This is a genomic window from Pedobacter steynii (assembly GCF_001721645.1).
Classification (GTDB): domain Bacteria; phylum Bacteroidota; class Bacteroidia; order Sphingobacteriales; family Sphingobacteriaceae; genus Pedobacter; species Pedobacter steynii_A.
Map to the genome: position 1 here is coordinate 4359355 of NZ_CP017141.1, position 17498 is coordinate 4376852.

At 44.0% G+C, this 17498-nt stretch carries 8 protein-coding genes; all 8 read left to right on the top strand.

From position 1 onward, the window contains the following. Positions 1-4: 4 nt before the first annotated feature. The 8 genes from BFS30_RS18055 to BFS30_RS18090 all read left to right on the top strand — a co-directional run bounded on the left by BFS30_RS18055 (position 5) and on the right by BFS30_RS18090 (position 17352). On the top strand, positions 5-1513 hold the full coding sequence (locus BFS30_RS18055; RefSeq protein ID WP_069380569.1) for a sulfatase: 1509 nt from the start codon (positions 5-7) through the stop codon (positions 1511-1513). A gap of 110 nt (positions 1514-1623) precedes the next feature. Next, positions 1624-3045, top strand: coding sequence for a Gfo/Idh/MocA family protein (locus tag BFS30_RS18060; protein ID WP_069380570.1), 1422 nt, complete (start codon positions 1624-1626; stop codon positions 3043-3045). Between the two features lie 123 nt (positions 3046-3168). Beyond that, a complete protein-coding gene (locus tag BFS30_RS18065) occupies positions 3169-4788 on the top strand; it encodes a histidine kinase (protein WP_069380571.1) in 1620 nt (539 codons plus the stop codon). 127 nt (positions 4789-4915) lie between these two features. Beyond that, positions 4916-7600, top strand: coding sequence for a zinc-dependent metalloprotease (locus tag BFS30_RS18070; RefSeq protein ID WP_083252103.1), 2685 nt, complete (start codon positions 4916-4918; stop codon positions 7598-7600). Positions 7601-7635: 35 nt separating this feature from the next. Beyond that, positions 7636-10992 carry a SusC/RagA family TonB-linked outer membrane protein gene (locus BFS30_RS18075; RefSeq protein WP_069380572.1) on the top strand — a complete coding sequence of 1119 codons (3357 nt, stop codon included), beginning with the start codon at positions 7636-7638 and terminating at the stop codon, positions 10990-10992. A gap of 11 nt (positions 10993-11003) precedes the next feature. After that, positions 11004-12332: a RagB/SusD family nutrient uptake outer membrane protein gene (locus BFS30_RS18080; protein ID WP_069380573.1), complete on the top strand. Its 1329-nt coding sequence runs from the start codon at positions 11004-11006 to the stop codon at positions 12330-12332. 97 nt (positions 12333-12429) lie between these two features. Beyond that, complete coding sequence (locus BFS30_RS18085; RefSeq protein WP_069380574.1) at positions 12430-13179, top strand: LytR/AlgR family response regulator transcription factor; 750 nt, start codon at positions 12430-12432, stop codon at positions 13177-13179. Positions 13180-13287: 108 nt separating this feature from the next. Next, positions 13288-17352 carry a hybrid sensor histidine kinase/response regulator transcription factor gene (locus tag BFS30_RS18090; protein ID WP_069380575.1) on the top strand — a complete coding sequence of 1355 codons (4065 nt, stop codon included), beginning with the start codon at positions 13288-13290 and terminating at the stop codon, positions 17350-17352. The last annotated feature ends 146 nt before the right edge of the window (positions 17353-17498 follow it).

Below are 17498 nucleotides of genomic sequence, written 5' to 3' on the forward strand. Positions count from 1 at the left end.
ACTTATGAAAAAAATCCCTTTATTTCTCAGTCTTCTACTCTGTGCTGCGGTATTGTTTGCTCAGAAAAAACCGAATATAGTGATCATTGTATCTGATGATCATGCTTTTCAAGCCATCAGTGCTTATGGAAGTAAGCTGATGCAGACCCCAAACATCGACAGGATTGCGAAAGAAGGGATGATCTTCAATAAAGCTTATGTTACCAATTCTATCTGTGGTCCCAGCAGAGCAGTTATTCTGACCGGGAAATATAGCCATAAGAACGGATTTAAAGACAATGACCATTCCCGTTTTGAAGGAAGTCAGGATTCTTTTGTCAAACAGTTACAATCAGGAGGATACCAGACTGCATGGATCGGGAAATGGCACCTGGGCAGCAATCCGGAAGGATTTAACTACTGGCAGATTCTTCCTGGTCAGGGTGATTATTACAATCCTGATTTTCTGATGATGGATGGAAGCAAACAAAAGACAATAGGTTATGTCTCGAATCTGATAGAGGATGCAGCAGAAGAATGGATGGAGAAAAGAGATCCTTCTAAACCCTTCTGTCTGGTTATCGGGCATAAAGCTACACACCGTTCCTGGGTACCTGATACAACAGATATGGGGCGTTTTGAAAAGGTAAACTTCCCGATGCCGGCAAACTTTTACGATGCGTATGAGGGCCGGGAAGCGGCAAAAGTTCAGGACATGACGATTGATAAAACAATGACGCTGGACTATGACCTGAAAATGCTTTCTTATGGTAAACAGGTGGACGGAGCAGTGAAACGGATGAATCCGGAGCAGCGTGCTAAGTTTGATGCCTATTATCAACCGGTCGAAGCAGATTTTAAATCCAGAAACCTTCAGGGAAAAGCATTGGTAGAATGGAAGTATCAGCGTTACATGAAGGACTACCTGAGTACCGCCGCCTCTTTGGACCGTAATATCGGACGTACGCTGGATTACCTGGATCAGCATGACCTGAAAGAAAATACCATTGTGATCTACCTGTCCGACCAGGGCTTTTATATGGGGGAACACGGCTGGTTTGATAAGCGGTTTATGTACGAGGAATCCTTCAGAACACCCATGATGATGCGGTATCCCGGACTAATCAAACCGGGTAGCAAATCGGAAAGTTTTGTGATGAACCTGGATATTGCACCTACAATGCTGGATGCTGCGGGCTTAGCGGTGCCTCAGGGAATGCAGGGCGAGTCTTTTATGCCACTGTTGAGAAAGAGCGGGGCTAAAGGCCGGGAGGTGATGTATTACCACTACTATGAAAATACGGTCCATTCTGTATCGCCTCATTTCGGCATCAGGACAAAACGATACAAGCTGATCCGCTTCTATGAACGGGTAAATGGCTGGGAGCTTTTTGACCTTCAGAAAGATCCCGGAGAAGCGCATAACCTTTTCGGAAAAAAGGGCTATGAGCAGATTACCAAAGTGCTTAAAGGAACCTTAAAAGCCCAGATTCTCAAATATGAAGATCAGGAAGCTGAAAAATTAATGGAATAAGCGCGATCTGTAATTTACGCAAGCGTTTGCGTTGACAAAGCATTGAAGAGGAGGGGACAGAATCGTTATATTCGTTTATACATCAAACACTAACCAAACTTAACCACCAAATGAAACCTAACCGTAGAAAATTTTTACAAACCCTGGCCATTGGTTCGGGAGCCGTGGCCATCGGACTCCCTGCTTTCTCAAATGATAAGGTATCAGAGGAAGAAGAAAACCTTAGCCGTTATACCAGTGCTGCACCAAAATTCAATATGTGTGGCTATGCTGCTCCTAAAATTGATAAAGTCCGGATTGGCATTATTGGCCTCGGCATGAGAGGCCCTGGTGCGGTAGGAAGGATGTCATTTATTGAAGGGGTAGAAATTAAAGCCCTTTGTGATAAAATTCCGGAAAGAGCGGCATCTGCACAAAAATACCTGACCCAGAAGGGATTGCCTAAAGCAACAGAGTATTCCGGCGAAAATGGCTGGAAAGAAATGATCGACAAAGAAGAGCTGGACCTGGTTTATATCTGCACCCCATGGCATTTGCATACACCAATGGCAGTTTATGCTATGGAGCATGGAAAACATGCGGCTACAGAGGTTCCTGCAGCCCTCACGATCGAAGATTGCTGGAAACTGGTAGAAACCTCTGAAAAAACACGTAAGCATTGTATGATGCTGGAAAACTGTTGTTATGACTTCTTTGAAATGCTGACCCTGAACATGGCCCGTCAGGGAATGTTCGGAGAGCTGATCCATGCAGAGGGTGCTTATATCCATGACCTGTTAGGCCTGAACTTCAATAAGAAGGGTTATGAGAACATGTGGAGACTGAAAGAAAACATTGATTTCAATGGAAACTTATATCCGACACATGGTTTAGGGCCTATTGCACAATGTATGAACATCAATAGAGGGGATAAAATGGATTATCTGGTTTCCGTATCGACCAACGACTTTATGATGGGCGATACCGCAAAAGAGAAAGCTAAAACGGATCCTTTTTACAATGAGTTTGTAGGCAGGAACTACAGAGGAAATATGAATACCACAACCATCAGGACGAGCAAAGGAAAAACCTTAATGCTGCAGCATGATGTGACCTCCCCAAGACCTTATTCCAGAATTCATTTGCTAAGTGGTACAAAAGGATTTGCCAGTAAATGGCCTGATCCTGAACGCATCACCTTTGGCGAAGAATGGTTGAAAGAGGACGAAATGAAAAAATTATACGAGACCTATACTCCTCAGCTGATCAAACATGTGGGAGATATCGCTAAAAAAGTAGGTGGACATGGCGGAATGGACTTTATGATGGACTGGCGACTGATCGACTGTCTGCGTAACGGACTTCCTTTAGATCAGGATGTTTACGATGCTGCAGCATGGAGCTGTATTGTGCCGCTAAGCAAGAAATCGGTATCTAAAAGATCATCCAGTGTAGACATCCCTGATTTTACCAGAGGTGGATGGACCGCCAATAAACCAGTTAATTTAACACTGGATGGTGGTGGAAATACCACAGTCAGAAGTATGAAATAGGCCTGTCTGAGCCAGGAAACACAGCAGCTCAGCCCTGGAAAATAAATAAGGAACCCGGAGTTCGCGCAAACGTTTGTGCAGCCTCGGGTTCTTTATCATTCTCATTTTCTTATCTTTGCGGCAATGAAGCCTGCGTTACAAAACCCCCGGTACCTGCTGGTCATCGGTCTGACTGTCTTTTTGTGTATTGCCGGAATCACTTTCTTTACCGGCCGTCTTGTGGAACAACGTATGACCAGAATCGCTGAGTTTACGGGCAGTGTGGTCTACAAGCAAAAACTCAGCATCTTCAGGTATGAATTTAATAACATCCTCAATACCAGCCTGAATGCCATCAACCTGTTTCCCGAGGCAGCAGATAAAAGCAATATAAATGATCAGCTGAGCCAAACGCTGGGGAAAGCATTGCTTGCGGATAAAAAGGTCAACAGGGCATGGTATGCGGTGATAAAAGGCCGCGATACTTCATGCTCTTACCTGGTTCGTACCGCTCACTCTTTTAAAGAAACCGCCTTACCTGAGTACCTGAAAAGCTGGGTGAAACAACAACTGTCTGCTCAGAACAGCACGATGGTCAGATCCGGACTGATCACTGAAAGGGATACCCTGAGGTGGATGACGGCTTCAAACACAGTGCAATCCGACAAAGGGAAACTGATGCTGGGCCTGGACCTCAACCTGGAGGAACTGCAACGGTTTTTTTATTATGTAGACCCTACAGGAAGCGCTTATGCTTTTATCGTGGATGAAAACGGGATCTGTATCAATAATCCGAATGAAAAGCTGATCGGCGAAAAGCTGTACGACCTGAAGCCTGGAATGCTCATCACCGAAGTGATGAAGGAGGGCAAAATCAAACATGAAAAAGTCATTTCTGATTACCTGAAAATCCCGGTTACCCGTTATTATATTCCCAATGCAATTGAAGGGCTGAAATGGACTGTCGTGATTGATATTCCGGACTTTGTGCTGGAGGAGGATGTGACGGCAATCCGGAGCTATTCTATTTACCTGGGATTGATCGCCGTAACTGTCATTTTGGTGTTAATATGGTTGTACCAGCGCAGGTGGCAGAAGGAATTCCTGCTCAGAAGAGAGGTGGAGATCAATCGTCAGGAACTCTCTATGGAAAAACAGGCACTGAACCTGATTGCTGAACGTCAGCAAAAAGAAAATGCACTGTTACAACTTGGAAAACTGAAAGAAAAAGTGAATCCTCATTTTCTTTTCAATTCCTTAAGCTCTTTAAATGCTTTAATTGCACAGGACCCGGACCTGGCAAAATCTTTTGTCGTAAAGTTATCCAGGGTGTACCGGTACGTCCTGGAATCTTATCCTAACGGATTGGCTACTGTTGCCGAAGAACTGCGTTTCATGAACGAATACTTTTTCCTGTTGAAAATTCGTTTTGGAGAAGCCCTGGAGCCGCTGGACCTGGAGTTATCGGAAGCCCATCTGCAGGGGAAAATTCCATTTATGAGCTTACAGACCCTGGTGGAAAATGCGGTAAAGCACAATATTTTATCCAAATCCAAACCCCTTAAAATCAGGATCGAAAGCAGGGGAGAGGGAATTGTGGTGAGCAATAACCTGCAGCTGCGTACAGATGTCAGGGATTCGGGAAAGCAAGGTCTGAACTACCTTCAAAGTACCTACGCTTATTTTGGAAACCAGCAGCTAAAGTATGGTATCGAAGGGGAGTTTTACCGCTGTGAACTCCCGGTACTTTATTTAACTGAATAGTAATCAGGACATCATATTTAATTAACAATAATTTTTTCACTCCTTAAAACCGCGCTTTCACTAAACATAATGCGCCATTCCACTCCTAATAATTTCATAATGTGCCAATTATGAAGCACTTTGGAACATGATTTTGAATAAGACTTCATTTTTTTCAACCGAAAAAAAACACCAGATTAAACTAGCCGATACTTCAAGGAATTCCTTTTTAGTAGTTTTAGTATGCCTTTTTGCGTTCCATGTTAACGCACAGAGCCCGAAGAAATTGCCTAAGAAAGTCACTAAAAAAGTAGTGGTCGATAGCCTGAAAAAAAAGGATACCGCTGATAGCACAAAAGGCAAAGACCTGAAAAATTATGCAGAACTTTTAAAGAAAGCAAAAACACTTAATGGTTTATTTAAGGTTCACCAGGTAGAAACAGATTATTACTTTGAAATCCCCCTGAAATTGATGGGAAAGGATTTTCTGATCGTCAACAAAATCTCTTCTGTTCCACTTTCACTGAACGAATTCGGGGTAAATAAAGGAATCAATTACGACAATAAAGTGATTCGTTTCTCTCAGAATAAACTGGCGAAAACCATATGGGTAAAATCAATTGTTCCCCAGGTAGAATCACCGGCAGGAGATGCGATTACGCGTTCTGTGAACGATAATTTTGTGGCTTCTGTGATTGAATCTTTTAAAATTGAAGCCTACTCACCGGACTCTTCGGCAGTAGTGATCAAAATGAACAGGGTTTTTGATGGTACAGACAAAAGTTTTAACGATGTATTTACCGATATTGGATTAGGTACTGCGCCTAAAACCACTTTATCCGCAATAGAGCGAATCAAGAGCTTTCCCGAAAATATTGTGGTGCGTGCATTACTGACCACCAGGGTAACCGAAGGCAGATCCAGTACACCGATCAGTATGGCGGTAACGACAAACCTGCTTTTATTACCGGAAAAACCAATGAAACCACGTTTCGCAGATGAAAGGGTTGGATTTTTCACCACTCCAAGATGGTATTTCTCTGATGCGCAGCACAAGCTGGAAACCAGGGAATTGCTAACCAGATGGAGAATGGAGCCTAAGCCGGCAGACCGTGCCCGTTACCTGAAAGGGGAATTGGTGGAACCGGTAAAACCAATCATCTTTTATATCGATCCATCTACTCCTCCGCAATGGAGAAAACAAATTATTGCAGGGGTAACCGACTGGCAGAAAGCTTTTGAACAGGCAGGTTTTAAAAATGCCATTCAGGCAAGAGAAGTTACCGATACGGCTGATTACGATGGGGACGACATCCGTTATTCGGAGATCACCTATGCGGCTTCACCGAAATCGAATGCGATGGGCCCTGCGGTGGTAGATCCACGCTCCGGAGAAATCCTGGAATCAGATGTGATCTGGTGGCACAATGTGATGACTTCCCTGAATTTCTGGATGAGGGTGCAAACCGGGGTAATTGATCCGGAAGCCAGAAAAAATAAGCTTTCTGATGAACGCATGGCGCATGCCATCCGTTTCGTTTCTTCTCATGAAATTGGCCATACTTTGGGCTTAAAGCACAACATGAGTTCCTCTTTCTCTTTCCCGGTAGACTCTTTGCGCTCGCCTTCTTTTACCAATCGTATGGGTGGAACGGCCTCTTCCATTATGGATTATGCACGTTTTAATTATGTGGCACAACCGGAAGATAAGGTCACCAATATTACCCCTCAGATCGGTCTTTATGATAAATATGCAATTGCATGGGGTTACCGCTGGTTAGATGTGGAAGATCCGCATCAGGAGCTTCCTGTACTCAGACAATGGATCAAAGAACATGCTGATGATCCTTTATACCATTATGGCGAACAGCAGGATTCTAAAAACGTGATCGATCCAAGAGCACAATCAGAAGACTTAGGGGATGATGCCGTTAAAGCAAGCGAGTATGGATTGGCAAATCTGAAACGCCTGGTTCCTCAGATTTCAAGCTGGGCTTCCAATGAAGGTGAAGATTATATTCAGGCCGGAAAGTTGTTCATGGCTACCATTTATCAATGGCAAACCTATGCAGAACATGTGATGGCAAATATAGGGGGGATATACCTGGAAAACCCGGTGGCTGGCGACCATAAGAATGCGTACACACCGGTTCCTAAAGCCATGCAGCTGAAAGCCCTCGGCTTTTTAAAAGAGCAGGCATTGGTGGCACCGGAATGGTTGTTTGATCAGGAATTGCTGAAAAAAACCTTCCCGATTAAAGAATCTCCGATGGGACCTTATGAATATGCACCTTATAACCTGAAACGCGAGTTTCAATACGGACTATTGTACAGCCTGGTTAGTCAGGAGCGCCTGCTGAGAATGATGGAGATGGAAGTGATGCTGGGTAAAGACAAGGTGTTTACCGCTGCAGAATTACTGAAAGAACTGAGAGGAACTGTTTTTGCGAAAACCTTAAACGGTAAAAACCTTTCCGTAGAAGACCGCATGCTGGAGCAGAACTATGTAGATGTACTGTTGGTGAGCACGGATAAGATGCTGGAAAAAATCACCAAAACATCCTTACAGGAAAACAAGCTTAAGCTTAAAAACGAACTGCAGATCTGTGACTTTGGTGATACGGATAAATCGGCAACAGGAGAGGCGATCTCTGCAAGAAACATACAGGTGAGCTCCATGAGCAGAACTTCTGATGTGGCAGCAGCAAAACGTGGAGAACTGTTACAGATTGTAACCCTGCTGGAAAAAAATAAAGGAAGAGGAGATGACGCCACAAAGGGGCATTATATGGACCTGATCTTAAGGATTCGTCAGAGCCTTAAAATGAATTAAAAACAACCAACAAACTAATATATAATATAGGGGATATGAATAAACAATTACTTTTAATACTGTTCCTGCTGGGCATCAGCTTTGCAGGTTTCAGTCAGAAACAAACGACCATCACCGGACTGGTGCTGGACGAAAAGGATGGCTTGCCCATACCGGGAGCTTCTGTATTTGTAGACAATGCCGTAATCGGTGAGCAGACCGGCGTTCCCGGAGTGATTCAGAATTCGGTAATCGGGACGGTAACGGATAGCAATGGTAAGTTTAGCTTAAAAGTACCGGAAGGAACTACAGCGCTAAAAGTAAGCTACCTGGGATACAATGCAGCCCTGATCAATATCATCAATAAAACCAATATCACCGTTTCCCTGAAAAACAGCGACAATACACTGGGTGAAGTGGTGGTGAACGGATATACTGACATTGCCAAACGTAAAAATACGACGGCAACTACCAAACTGGATTATGGTAAAATCCGTCAGACCGGTGTATCTGGTATAGACGAGATGCTGGCAGGCCAGGTTGCGGGGGTTGCGGTTGGCAACATCACCGGCGGACCAGGTGCTGCACCAAAAATCAGAATCCGTGGTACCGTTTCCTTAAACGGAGGCCAGGACCCTTTATGGGTATTAGACGGACTTCCTTTGGAAGGAACGGACCTGCCGAACAATATTGCGGATAAAGACAATATCGATCAGCTGCGCAACTTGCCGATTGCTGGATTAAATCCGGACGATATCGCCGACATTACCATTTTGAAGGATGCGGCTGCAACGGCAATCTATGGTGCAAGAGCGGCAAACGGAGTAATCGTGATCACCACCAAAAAAGGTAAAAAAGGACCGATGGCAATTAACTTCAGTGCAAATACCTTTATCTCACAACGCCCGGATCTGAATAAACTAAACCTGATGAATGCCAATGAAAAGGTAGATTTTGAATTGGGACTGGCTTCCAGAGCAGACCTGAATTACAGAGATAACCAGGGTGGCGTTTCCAGAATCCTGAGCAAAAGTGGTGAGTTGAACCAGTTTAGAACAGGTGGTTTCTCCAGCCTGAGCCCGGCTACAAAGGATGCCATCAATAACCTCCGTCAAGCAGGTACAGATTGGGGCAAGGAATTGTACCAGACGGCCATCAACCAGCAATATACCCTGGGTTTATCCGGAGGAAATGAGCAGGCTACCTATTACGTTTCCGGTGGTTATTACAATGAAAAAGGAACGACGAAACAAACCGGACTGGAACGGTATAACCTGACGATGAAAACGGACTTTAACATCTCTCAGAAATTAAAAGCAGGGGTGTCCTTTTTGGGTTCAAAATCTAAGCGTAATAATTACCTGACAGATGCAGATTCATTTACCAACCTGAGTACTTACAGCAGGAATGTAAACCCATACCTGCAGGCAAGAGACGCTTCCGGTGCCTATACGTATGATCCGGATATTTTCGGTAACGTTAATGGAGATGTTTACCTTCCTTTTAACATGCTGGAAGAGCGTGCCAATACGCATTACACCCTGGACAATAAGAGTGTGAAAGCAGTATTCGACCTGGGCTACCAAATCAATAAAGACCTGAACCTGCGCACCGAATTCGGAGTTCAGTTTGAAGACACAGGAGTAGAGAAGTTTGCCGGACAAAATTCATATTACCTGCGTAAGCTAAGAGAATCGTCTAAATTCTATAATTCAGCGATTAAGAAAAATGATTATTTCCTGCCTGTAGGAGGAACCATTCAGAACCAGAATACAGATTTCTTCCAATACAACTGGAAATCTATCCTGGAATATAAAAAGGTCTTCAATGAAAAACATGAGATTGAAGCATTGGCAGGATCTGAGCTGAGAAGAAATAACAACAACGTGATCATTACCAAAGGATTTGGTTACAATGAACGTACGCTGACCAATCAGAACATCGTTTTCCCGAATGCAAACTTTGCAAAGGAATCGACCTGGCGCGCGTATCAGAAGACCAGAAATGAGAATGCATTTGCTTCCTTTTACGGTACTTTATCTTATACCTACGATAGAAAATATACCTTGTACGGAAGTATCCGTTATGATGGTTCAGACCTTTTCGGGGTAGATCCGAAATACAGATACCTGCCTATTTACTCGGTTTCAGGTGCCTGGAATGCCAATGAAGAGAAATTCATTAAAGACATCAGCTGGATTTCTAACCTTCGGGTAAGAACTTCTTACGGACTTCAGGGGAATATCGATAAAAATACTTCGCCATTCGTGGTTGGGGATTATTCCAACGGATCGATTCTTCCGGGAACAAATCAGCCGACCATCTCGGTGTCAAACCCGCCAAATGATAAATTGAGATGGGAGAAAACTTCGACCTTCAATGCGGGTCTGGATCTGGGTATCTTAAATAATGCAATACAAATTACTTTTGATTATTATAACCGCTCTAGTAAAGACCTGATCGGAACCCAATCTTTACAGCTGGAAAACGGATTTAACTTTACCCGTTCCAATGCTTCACAAGTGAAAAATAAAGGTCTGGAACTGACCATCTCTACCAGAAACATCAGTACCAGCAATTTCCAATGGTGGACAGATTTTAACATCGCGCACAATAAAACCAGGGTAGTTAAAGATAAAATCCGTGATAACCAGCTGACTCCTTCAAAAGAAGGATATCCGCTGAATGCTTTATTTGTGATCAAAACAAGCGGACTGGATGCAAATGGTATCCCTCAGTTCCAGAGAGATGGTAAAACAGTTTCCCTGGAAGAGTTCTATAAATTATATGACCCTTACGCAGACTTCTTCCCTGGTGAAATCGTCAACAGTGGACTGGATGCAAAAAGCACACAAGGCCTTTATAGCTATGCAGGTGATATGGATCCTCAGTTTACAGGAGGTTTAACCAACCGTTTCCGCTACGCGAATTTCGACCTTTCGGTGACGGCAATCTTTAACATTAACCAATGGGTAAAAGCAAGACCGGTTTACAACCCGGCGCAGGTGGATCGCGGACGTAATTACTCGAGAGATATCCTGAATGCCTGGTCTCCTTTAAATCCTGGCAGCAACTTACCTGGAATCTATGGTAACGACAGCTTTGCAGGCGCCAGATGGATGGCCTATAAATGGCAGAATGGCAATGACCCGGGTAATACCTATAATGACCTGGACATCTTTGCGAAAAAAATGAGCTATGTCAGGATCAACAGCATTCGTCTGGGATATACCTTACCCTCAGCTGTGTCTGGAAAGATTAAAGCAAACAGCCTGAGAATTAGTGTGGAGGGCAGAAATCCTTTTGTATTCGGAAGCAGTCATAAAGGATTCTTTGATCCGGAAACTTATGGCAATATCTATTCACAACCGATCACTAGAAGTATTTCTATTGGTTTAAATGCTACCTTTTAATTAATTATCTGATGAAGAAGATCATAAAATTAAGTGCAGCCCTGTTATTGGTTCTGACAGCCAGCAGCTGCAAAAAATATCTGGATATAGAACCGGTAGGAAAAGTAATTCCTACCACTGCAGAAGACTTCAGGGCACTGCTAAATTCAGGTTATACCGGCTTTGCAGAACATAAATCCATGCTGGCCTTACGCACGGATGAATTGTTGCTGAATGAGAATGAAGAAGGAACCGCGGCTTACCGCGATAGCTATAAATGGAATGATGCCAATCCGGATCCGGTTTCTACAGCCTTTCCATACATCGCATTTTATAAGTCCATCTTTTATGCAAACTCTGTCATTGCTGATGTAGAAAACAGAGCGGGGAAAACTCCGGAAACGGCACAACTGAAAGGGGAGGCGTATTTGTTGCGTGCCTACAATCATTTTGAACTGTTGAACCTGTATGCTAAATCCTACGATAAAAGTACGGCTTCAACAGACCGTGGCGTTCCATTGGCCGTGACGGTAAACCTGGAGCAAAATTATAAACCGGCATCGGTAGAAGCAGTATACAATCAGATCTTTTCCGACCTGGCAGAAGGACAGAAATTACTGAATGTAGATAATTTTGATGCGGGTAAAAATTACCGTTTCACCAGACGTGCAGCTTTAGCTTTCGCGGCCAGGATTTATGAATTCAGGGGAGAATGGGCAAACGCATTGAAAGCGAGTCAGGATGCACTGGCACTGGGCAACCAGCTGGAAGACCTGAACGCAGGCGAAAATCCTTTGTTACCTAATCAATATACTTCCAAAGAAAACATCATGTCGATGGAAGATGCTTTTAACAGTGACCTGACCAAGATCAGCTTTATCGCACCACACCTGATCGGCATCTATAACCAGGAAAACGACAAACGGTTTGCCTTATATTTCGGTCGGTCCGGAAGCAGGTATATCGGAAAGAAAGGTGCTTCCAGTGAATATAAGATTTCGTTCCGTAACGGAGAGCTCTACCTGATTCAGGCTGAAGCAGCTTTACAGACCGGTAACCTGTCTGTGGCATTACAGAGCCTGATGGCCTTAAAGGCAAAACGTCTGACTCCTGCTTATTTTGCTACCGAACAAACCCGGATATCCGGACTGGACAAGGCAGGCCTTTTACAGGAAATCCTGAATGAAAGAGAAAGAGAACTGGCATTGGAAGGCCATCGCTGGTATGACCTGAAACGTTATGGTCAGCCGGAATTAAAACATACCGTAAACGGGGTGACGTATACCCTGCAGAAAAATGATCCGAGGTATGTGATTCGTTTTCCTCAGGAAGCAATCACCGCCAATCCAAATCTCCAATAGGGGGGAGCTTTAAAATACGCTGTTAAGCGTTTGAATCACTCCGGTCTGTTTTACAGGCCGGAGTTTTTTTTTACATTTACATTTCAGTAAAAAAAGGATGAGGGTATTAATTATTGAGGATGAAGAACTGGCAGCAGATACGCTGCACAAGATGCTTTTGCAGCTGAATCCGAAAATAGAAGTACTCGCCATTCTGGGGACGGTGGAATCTGCCGTTTCCTGGCTCAGCAAAAATACCGCAGATCTGTTGTTCATGGACATCCATCTCGGAGATGGGGAAAGCTTCCAGATCTTTCAGCAGGTACCTGTAAATAGTCCGGTCATCTTTACCACTGCCTATGATCAGTATACCTTAAAAGCCTTTAAAAACCAGGGGATCGATTACCTGCTCAAACCTTTTGATGAGGAAGACGTAGCGGCAGCCCTGGCCAAACTGGACCGTATCCGTAAATTTACAGAACTGGATATCCCGCAGATCAGCCCAAAATCAGAAGAAACCAGGATCCGTAACCGCTTTATGGTTAAACTGGGTAAACTGATCAAAACGGTGCAGTCAGACGATGTGGCTTATTTTATGGCCGACGATAAATATCTTTTCCTGGTCACCAATGATAAGCAAAATTACATCATTGAAGAGACCATAGGTAGCCTGGAGCCTCAACTGGATACCTCGGATTTCTTCCGCATCAACCGGAAGTTCATCATCAACATCAACGCCATCAGGGAAATGTACAAGCTTTCCCGGAACAGGGTAAGGGTCGTATTGGAACCTGCGCCGGTTGAAGGACTGGAAGTGGTGGTTAGTGAAGAAAGGGCCGAAGCTTTCAAAAACTGGTTGAATCAGTAACATGTTACCTTTGAATTTCCATTAAATTATATACTTTTACCTCCGACCAAATACGCCATATATCGGGTTAAGCCTGAAGATCCTGAATATATGGTAACCTAACCTGATATGAACTTTTACAAACTATTGTTTTTTGTGCTGCTCTTTTATACGATAGAAGCAACTGCGCAAAAGAGTAACATTAGCTTTAACCACCTCACTGTAGAAAACGGGCTTTCTCAAAGCAGTGTGCTATCGATTACACAAGACAGTCTGGGCTTTATGTGGTTCGGGACAAAAGACGGACTCAATAAATTCAATACCCAGAATTTCGAAATCTATAAATACCATAAAAAAGACAAGTCTTCTTTAACGAGCAGCATGAACATCAATGCGCTCCTCACAGACCATAAGGGCAATGTATGGGTGGGTACCCAGAAAGGGCTTAACCTCTACCTGCCGAAAACAAACTCCTTTAAACGTTTTCAATACCACCCGAAGCGAAAGAACAGCCTCAGTAATAACATCATCAGGTGCATCTATGAGGACCGTCAGGGCTACCTTTGGGTTGGCACAGACAGCGGTCTGAATAAAATGGTGGGCCCGGATAAGTTTGAGCGTTATTTTACCAGTACAGGTCCGGCTAAAGGACGGGTGCATCACCTGATCAAAGCGATTCATCAGGACCATAACAATGTGATGTGGATCGGGACCGTTCAGGGACTGAGCAGCATGACGCTGGAAAAGGGTAAATACCGCTACCAATCCTATATTCATGAAGCCGGCCGGCCGGAAAGCTTAAGCGATAACGACATCAGTTCGATATTGGAAGACCGCCGGCATAACCTTTGGATCGGCACCCATAACTCCGGGCTTGAGCTCCTGGACCGCACAAAGGGGACATTCCGGCATTTCAAGTCTAAAAAAGGACAGGCCAACAGCATCAGCAGCAATGTGATCCGTAAAATGATGGTGGCCAGAGACGGGACGTTATGGGTATCTACCTTAAACGGAATCAACATCATTGATGTAGAAAACCAGACGGTCAGGGTGCTGAACCACCATCCGGATGATCCTTCCAGTCTGAATCAGAATTCAATTTACGATATGATGCAGGATGCTGCAGGCTCGGTCTGGGTAGGGACATATTACGGAGGGGTGAATGTTTACCATGAAAATTCTACCCCATTCCGTGAGTATAAATCTAACAGCGGCAAAAACGCGCTCAGCAGTAATGTCGTCAGCGCAATTCTGGAAGATCAAAAGCATAACCTCTGGATCGGTACGGAAGCCGAAGGCCTCAACTATTACGACCGCAGTTCCGGGAAATTCAATAGCTTCAGACATGATCCGGAAAATCCGGCTTCACTGAGCTCCAACCTGGTTAAAGCAGTGTCTGTAGACCATAAAGGAAGAGTATGGGTGGGCACTTATGAAGGCGGCCTGGACCTGTTTCTGCCGGAGTCCGGAAGTTTCAAACATTATAAACCCAATCCCGGAAATCCTTACGCCTTAAATTCTAACCGCATTATAGCCTTGCTGCACGATAGTCAGAAGCGTTTCTGGATCGGGACCCGGGCGCAGGGAATCTACCTTTACAACGAAAAGTCGGATAATTTTGATCCCTATACCGGAAAGGATGGGGAGCATGACCTTAGAATTGTACGGTGCTTCTTCGAAGATTCTAAAAAGAACATCTGGATCGCCTGCAGTTCGGGAACGTATATCCTGGAAAACAATTCCAATATCCTCCGGCGTTTTAAGACCAGGAACGACGATACGAAGTTTAATGACATCAATTTTATTCAGGAGGACTCCAAAGGCATCATCTGGCTGGGAGGATATGAATCCGGGTTGATCCGGTATATTCCGGAACTGAAAACGACACGGTTTTTTACCAAAGAGGAGGGGCTGCCGAGCAATGTCGTGCTCGGAATGCTGGAAGATGCAAAAGGATATTTATGGATCAGTACGGATAACGGCCTTTCCAAGTTCGACCGCAAGGTGTTCAAAACCTATACCGTAAGAGATGGCCTTCCGGGAAATGTATTCAATTACAATTCATTCTTTAAAGATAGTAAGGGCGAGTTTTTCTTTGGCGGATTCAATGGTATGGTCAGCTTTTTTCCGGATCAGATCAAAGACAATAAAATGGTGCCGAAAGCAGTCTTCAGTCGCCTGAGGTTGTTTAACAAACCGGTCAATATCAATGATGAAACAGAATTGCTCTCAGAGAACTTCAGCCTGACCAAATCCATTACTTTTTCCCACCACCAGAATATTTTTACGATAGACTTTGCGGTACTCAACTACATCAAGTCAGAGAAAAACAGGTACGCCTATAAACTGGAGGGTTTTGAAAAAGACTGGAATTATGTAAGCAGCCCTTCTGCAACATTTACGAACCTTCCTTCGGGAACTTATACTTTACTGATCCGGGGTTCCAATAATGACGGGGTATGGACTGCTGCTCCTGCACGCTTAACGATCCATGTGAACCCGCCTTTCTGGAAAACCTGGTGGGCTTACCTGATTTACCTGAGCTGCTTCCTGGGACTCCTGTTTTTGTTTTCCAGATTTTTATGGATCCGTGCACTCTTAAGAAGAGAGCATGAGCTTTATCAGATGAAACTCGATTTCTTTACCAATGTATCTCATGAAATCCGGACACCACTTACCCTGATTGTGGGGCCGCTGGAAAACCTGATTAATGAAACCCAGGAATCTCCGGCCTTAAACAGGAAACTGCTGACGGTAAGAAAAAATGCGGGAAGGCTCACCAGGCTGGTCAATGAGCTGATGGATTTCAGAAAAGCAGAATCAGGAAAACTGAGGCTTAACATCTCTCCGGGAAATATCGTGCCTTTTGCCAAGGAGATTTTCCTTTCTTTTCAATACCTGGCCATCAAACACCAGATCAGTTATCAGTTTATCAGTGAGGAAGAGGAGATTGAGGTTTACTTTGATAATGAGCAACTGGAAAAAGTAGTGTTTAACCTCTTATCCAATGCTTTTAAATTTACTCCTGATGGTGGCGCAATTCATTTAGCGGTACTAAAAACAAAAGACGGTTTTCTGGAAATCAGGATATCGGACAATGGAAAAGGAATTCCCGAAGAAAGCCGGGCAAAGCTTTTTACCAATTTCTACCAGGTAAAAGATCCTTTGTCCAGAAACAGTGGTACCGGAATCGGCCTGGCATTGTCCAAAAAGATTGCGCAGCTCCACTATGGAGGTTTGTTCCTGCTGGATGAAAAAAATACGACGGAGGAAGGCATGCATACCTGCTTTTGTCTGAAACTGAAGCTGGGACAAACACATTTTTCTAAAGAAGAACTGGTAGAAGAGTTTCTGAACAGCGAGAACCCGGAACATTACCAGTTTAATCCCGATCCTGAAAATGTATGGACGAGCCTGCCTCAGGAAAATGTTACGGAAGAACCGCTGACTTTACTGATTGTCGAAGACAACCATGAAGTACGGGACTTTATTGTACAGTCGCTGAGTCCTTATTACCAGATCCTGGTAGCAGAAAACGGAGAAGAGGGGGTTGACCTGGCGATAGAAAAAATCCCCGACCTGATTGTCAGTGATGTGATGATGCCGGTGATGGACGGCTTACAGCTTTGCCGTACCTTAAAGGTGGATGTACGGACCAGCCATATCCCGATTATCCTGCTTACCGCACGTTCGGGAAATATCCATGAGGTAAATGGGCTCAGGACAGGAGCGGAGGCTTACCTGACCAAACCTTTCAGCATCAACAGTCTGCAGCTCAATATTTCCAATCTGCTCATGCTTCAGGCAAATATGAGGCGCAAATTCAGTCAGCAGATTACCTTACAACCCTCCAATATTTTAATAGAATCTTCTGATGAGGAATTCCTGAACAAGGTGATGCTCATCATTGAAAATAATTTTGCCGAGGCTGATTTCAGTGTGAATACCCTGGCCTCAGATCTGGGGATGAGTACGCCGGTTTTATATAAGAAGATCAAAGTGCTGACCGGACTAACGGTAAATAATTTTGTCAAATCGGTTCGTCTGAAAAGGGCTGCCCAGCTCCTGCGCCAAAACGTATACACCGTATATGAGATTGCTTATATCGTGGGCTTCAATGATCCGAAATATTTCAGCAAAGAATTTATTAAACAATTCGGACGTACCCCTTCTGATTATGCTTTTGAGGAATAATCCCTGCTAATTTAAGAATTTCACCCCTTTTCTTTAAGATTTCACCCCCTCAGGGAGGAGCATGACACTTACATTAGCAAAACCAATTATAAATATCTGTTAAGATTAAAGAATCTATGAACGAGTATCCGATGATCCTTCTTTCT

Coding starts and splice junctions, on each gene's coding strand:
- BFS30_RS18060 (WP_069380570.1), top strand. CDS start 1,624: ATGAAACCTAACCGTAGAAAATTTTTACAAACCCTGGCCATTGGTTCG.
- BFS30_RS18075 (WP_069380572.1), top strand. CDS start 7,636: ATGAATAAACAATTACTTTTAATACTGTTCCTGCTGGGCATCAGCTTT.
- BFS30_RS18090 (WP_069380575.1), top strand. CDS start 13,288: ATGAACTTTTACAAACTATTGTTTTTTGTGCTGCTCTTTTATACGATA.
- BFS30_RS18070 (WP_083252103.1), top strand. CDS start 4,916: ATGATTTTGAATAAGACTTCATTTTTTTCAACCGAAAAAAAACACCAG.
- BFS30_RS18055 (WP_069380569.1), top strand. CDS start 5: ATGAAAAAAATCCCTTTATTTCTCAGTCTTCTACTCTGTGCTGCGGTA.
- BFS30_RS18080 (WP_069380573.1), top strand. CDS start 11,004: ATGAAGAAGATCATAAAATTAAGTGCAGCCCTGTTATTGGTTCTGACA.
- BFS30_RS18085 (WP_069380574.1), top strand. CDS start 12,430: ATGAGGGTATTAATTATTGAGGATGAAGAACTGGCAGCAGATACGCTG.
- BFS30_RS18065 (WP_069380571.1), top strand. CDS start 3,169: ATGAAGCCTGCGTTACAAAACCCCCGGTACCTGCTGGTCATCGGTCTG.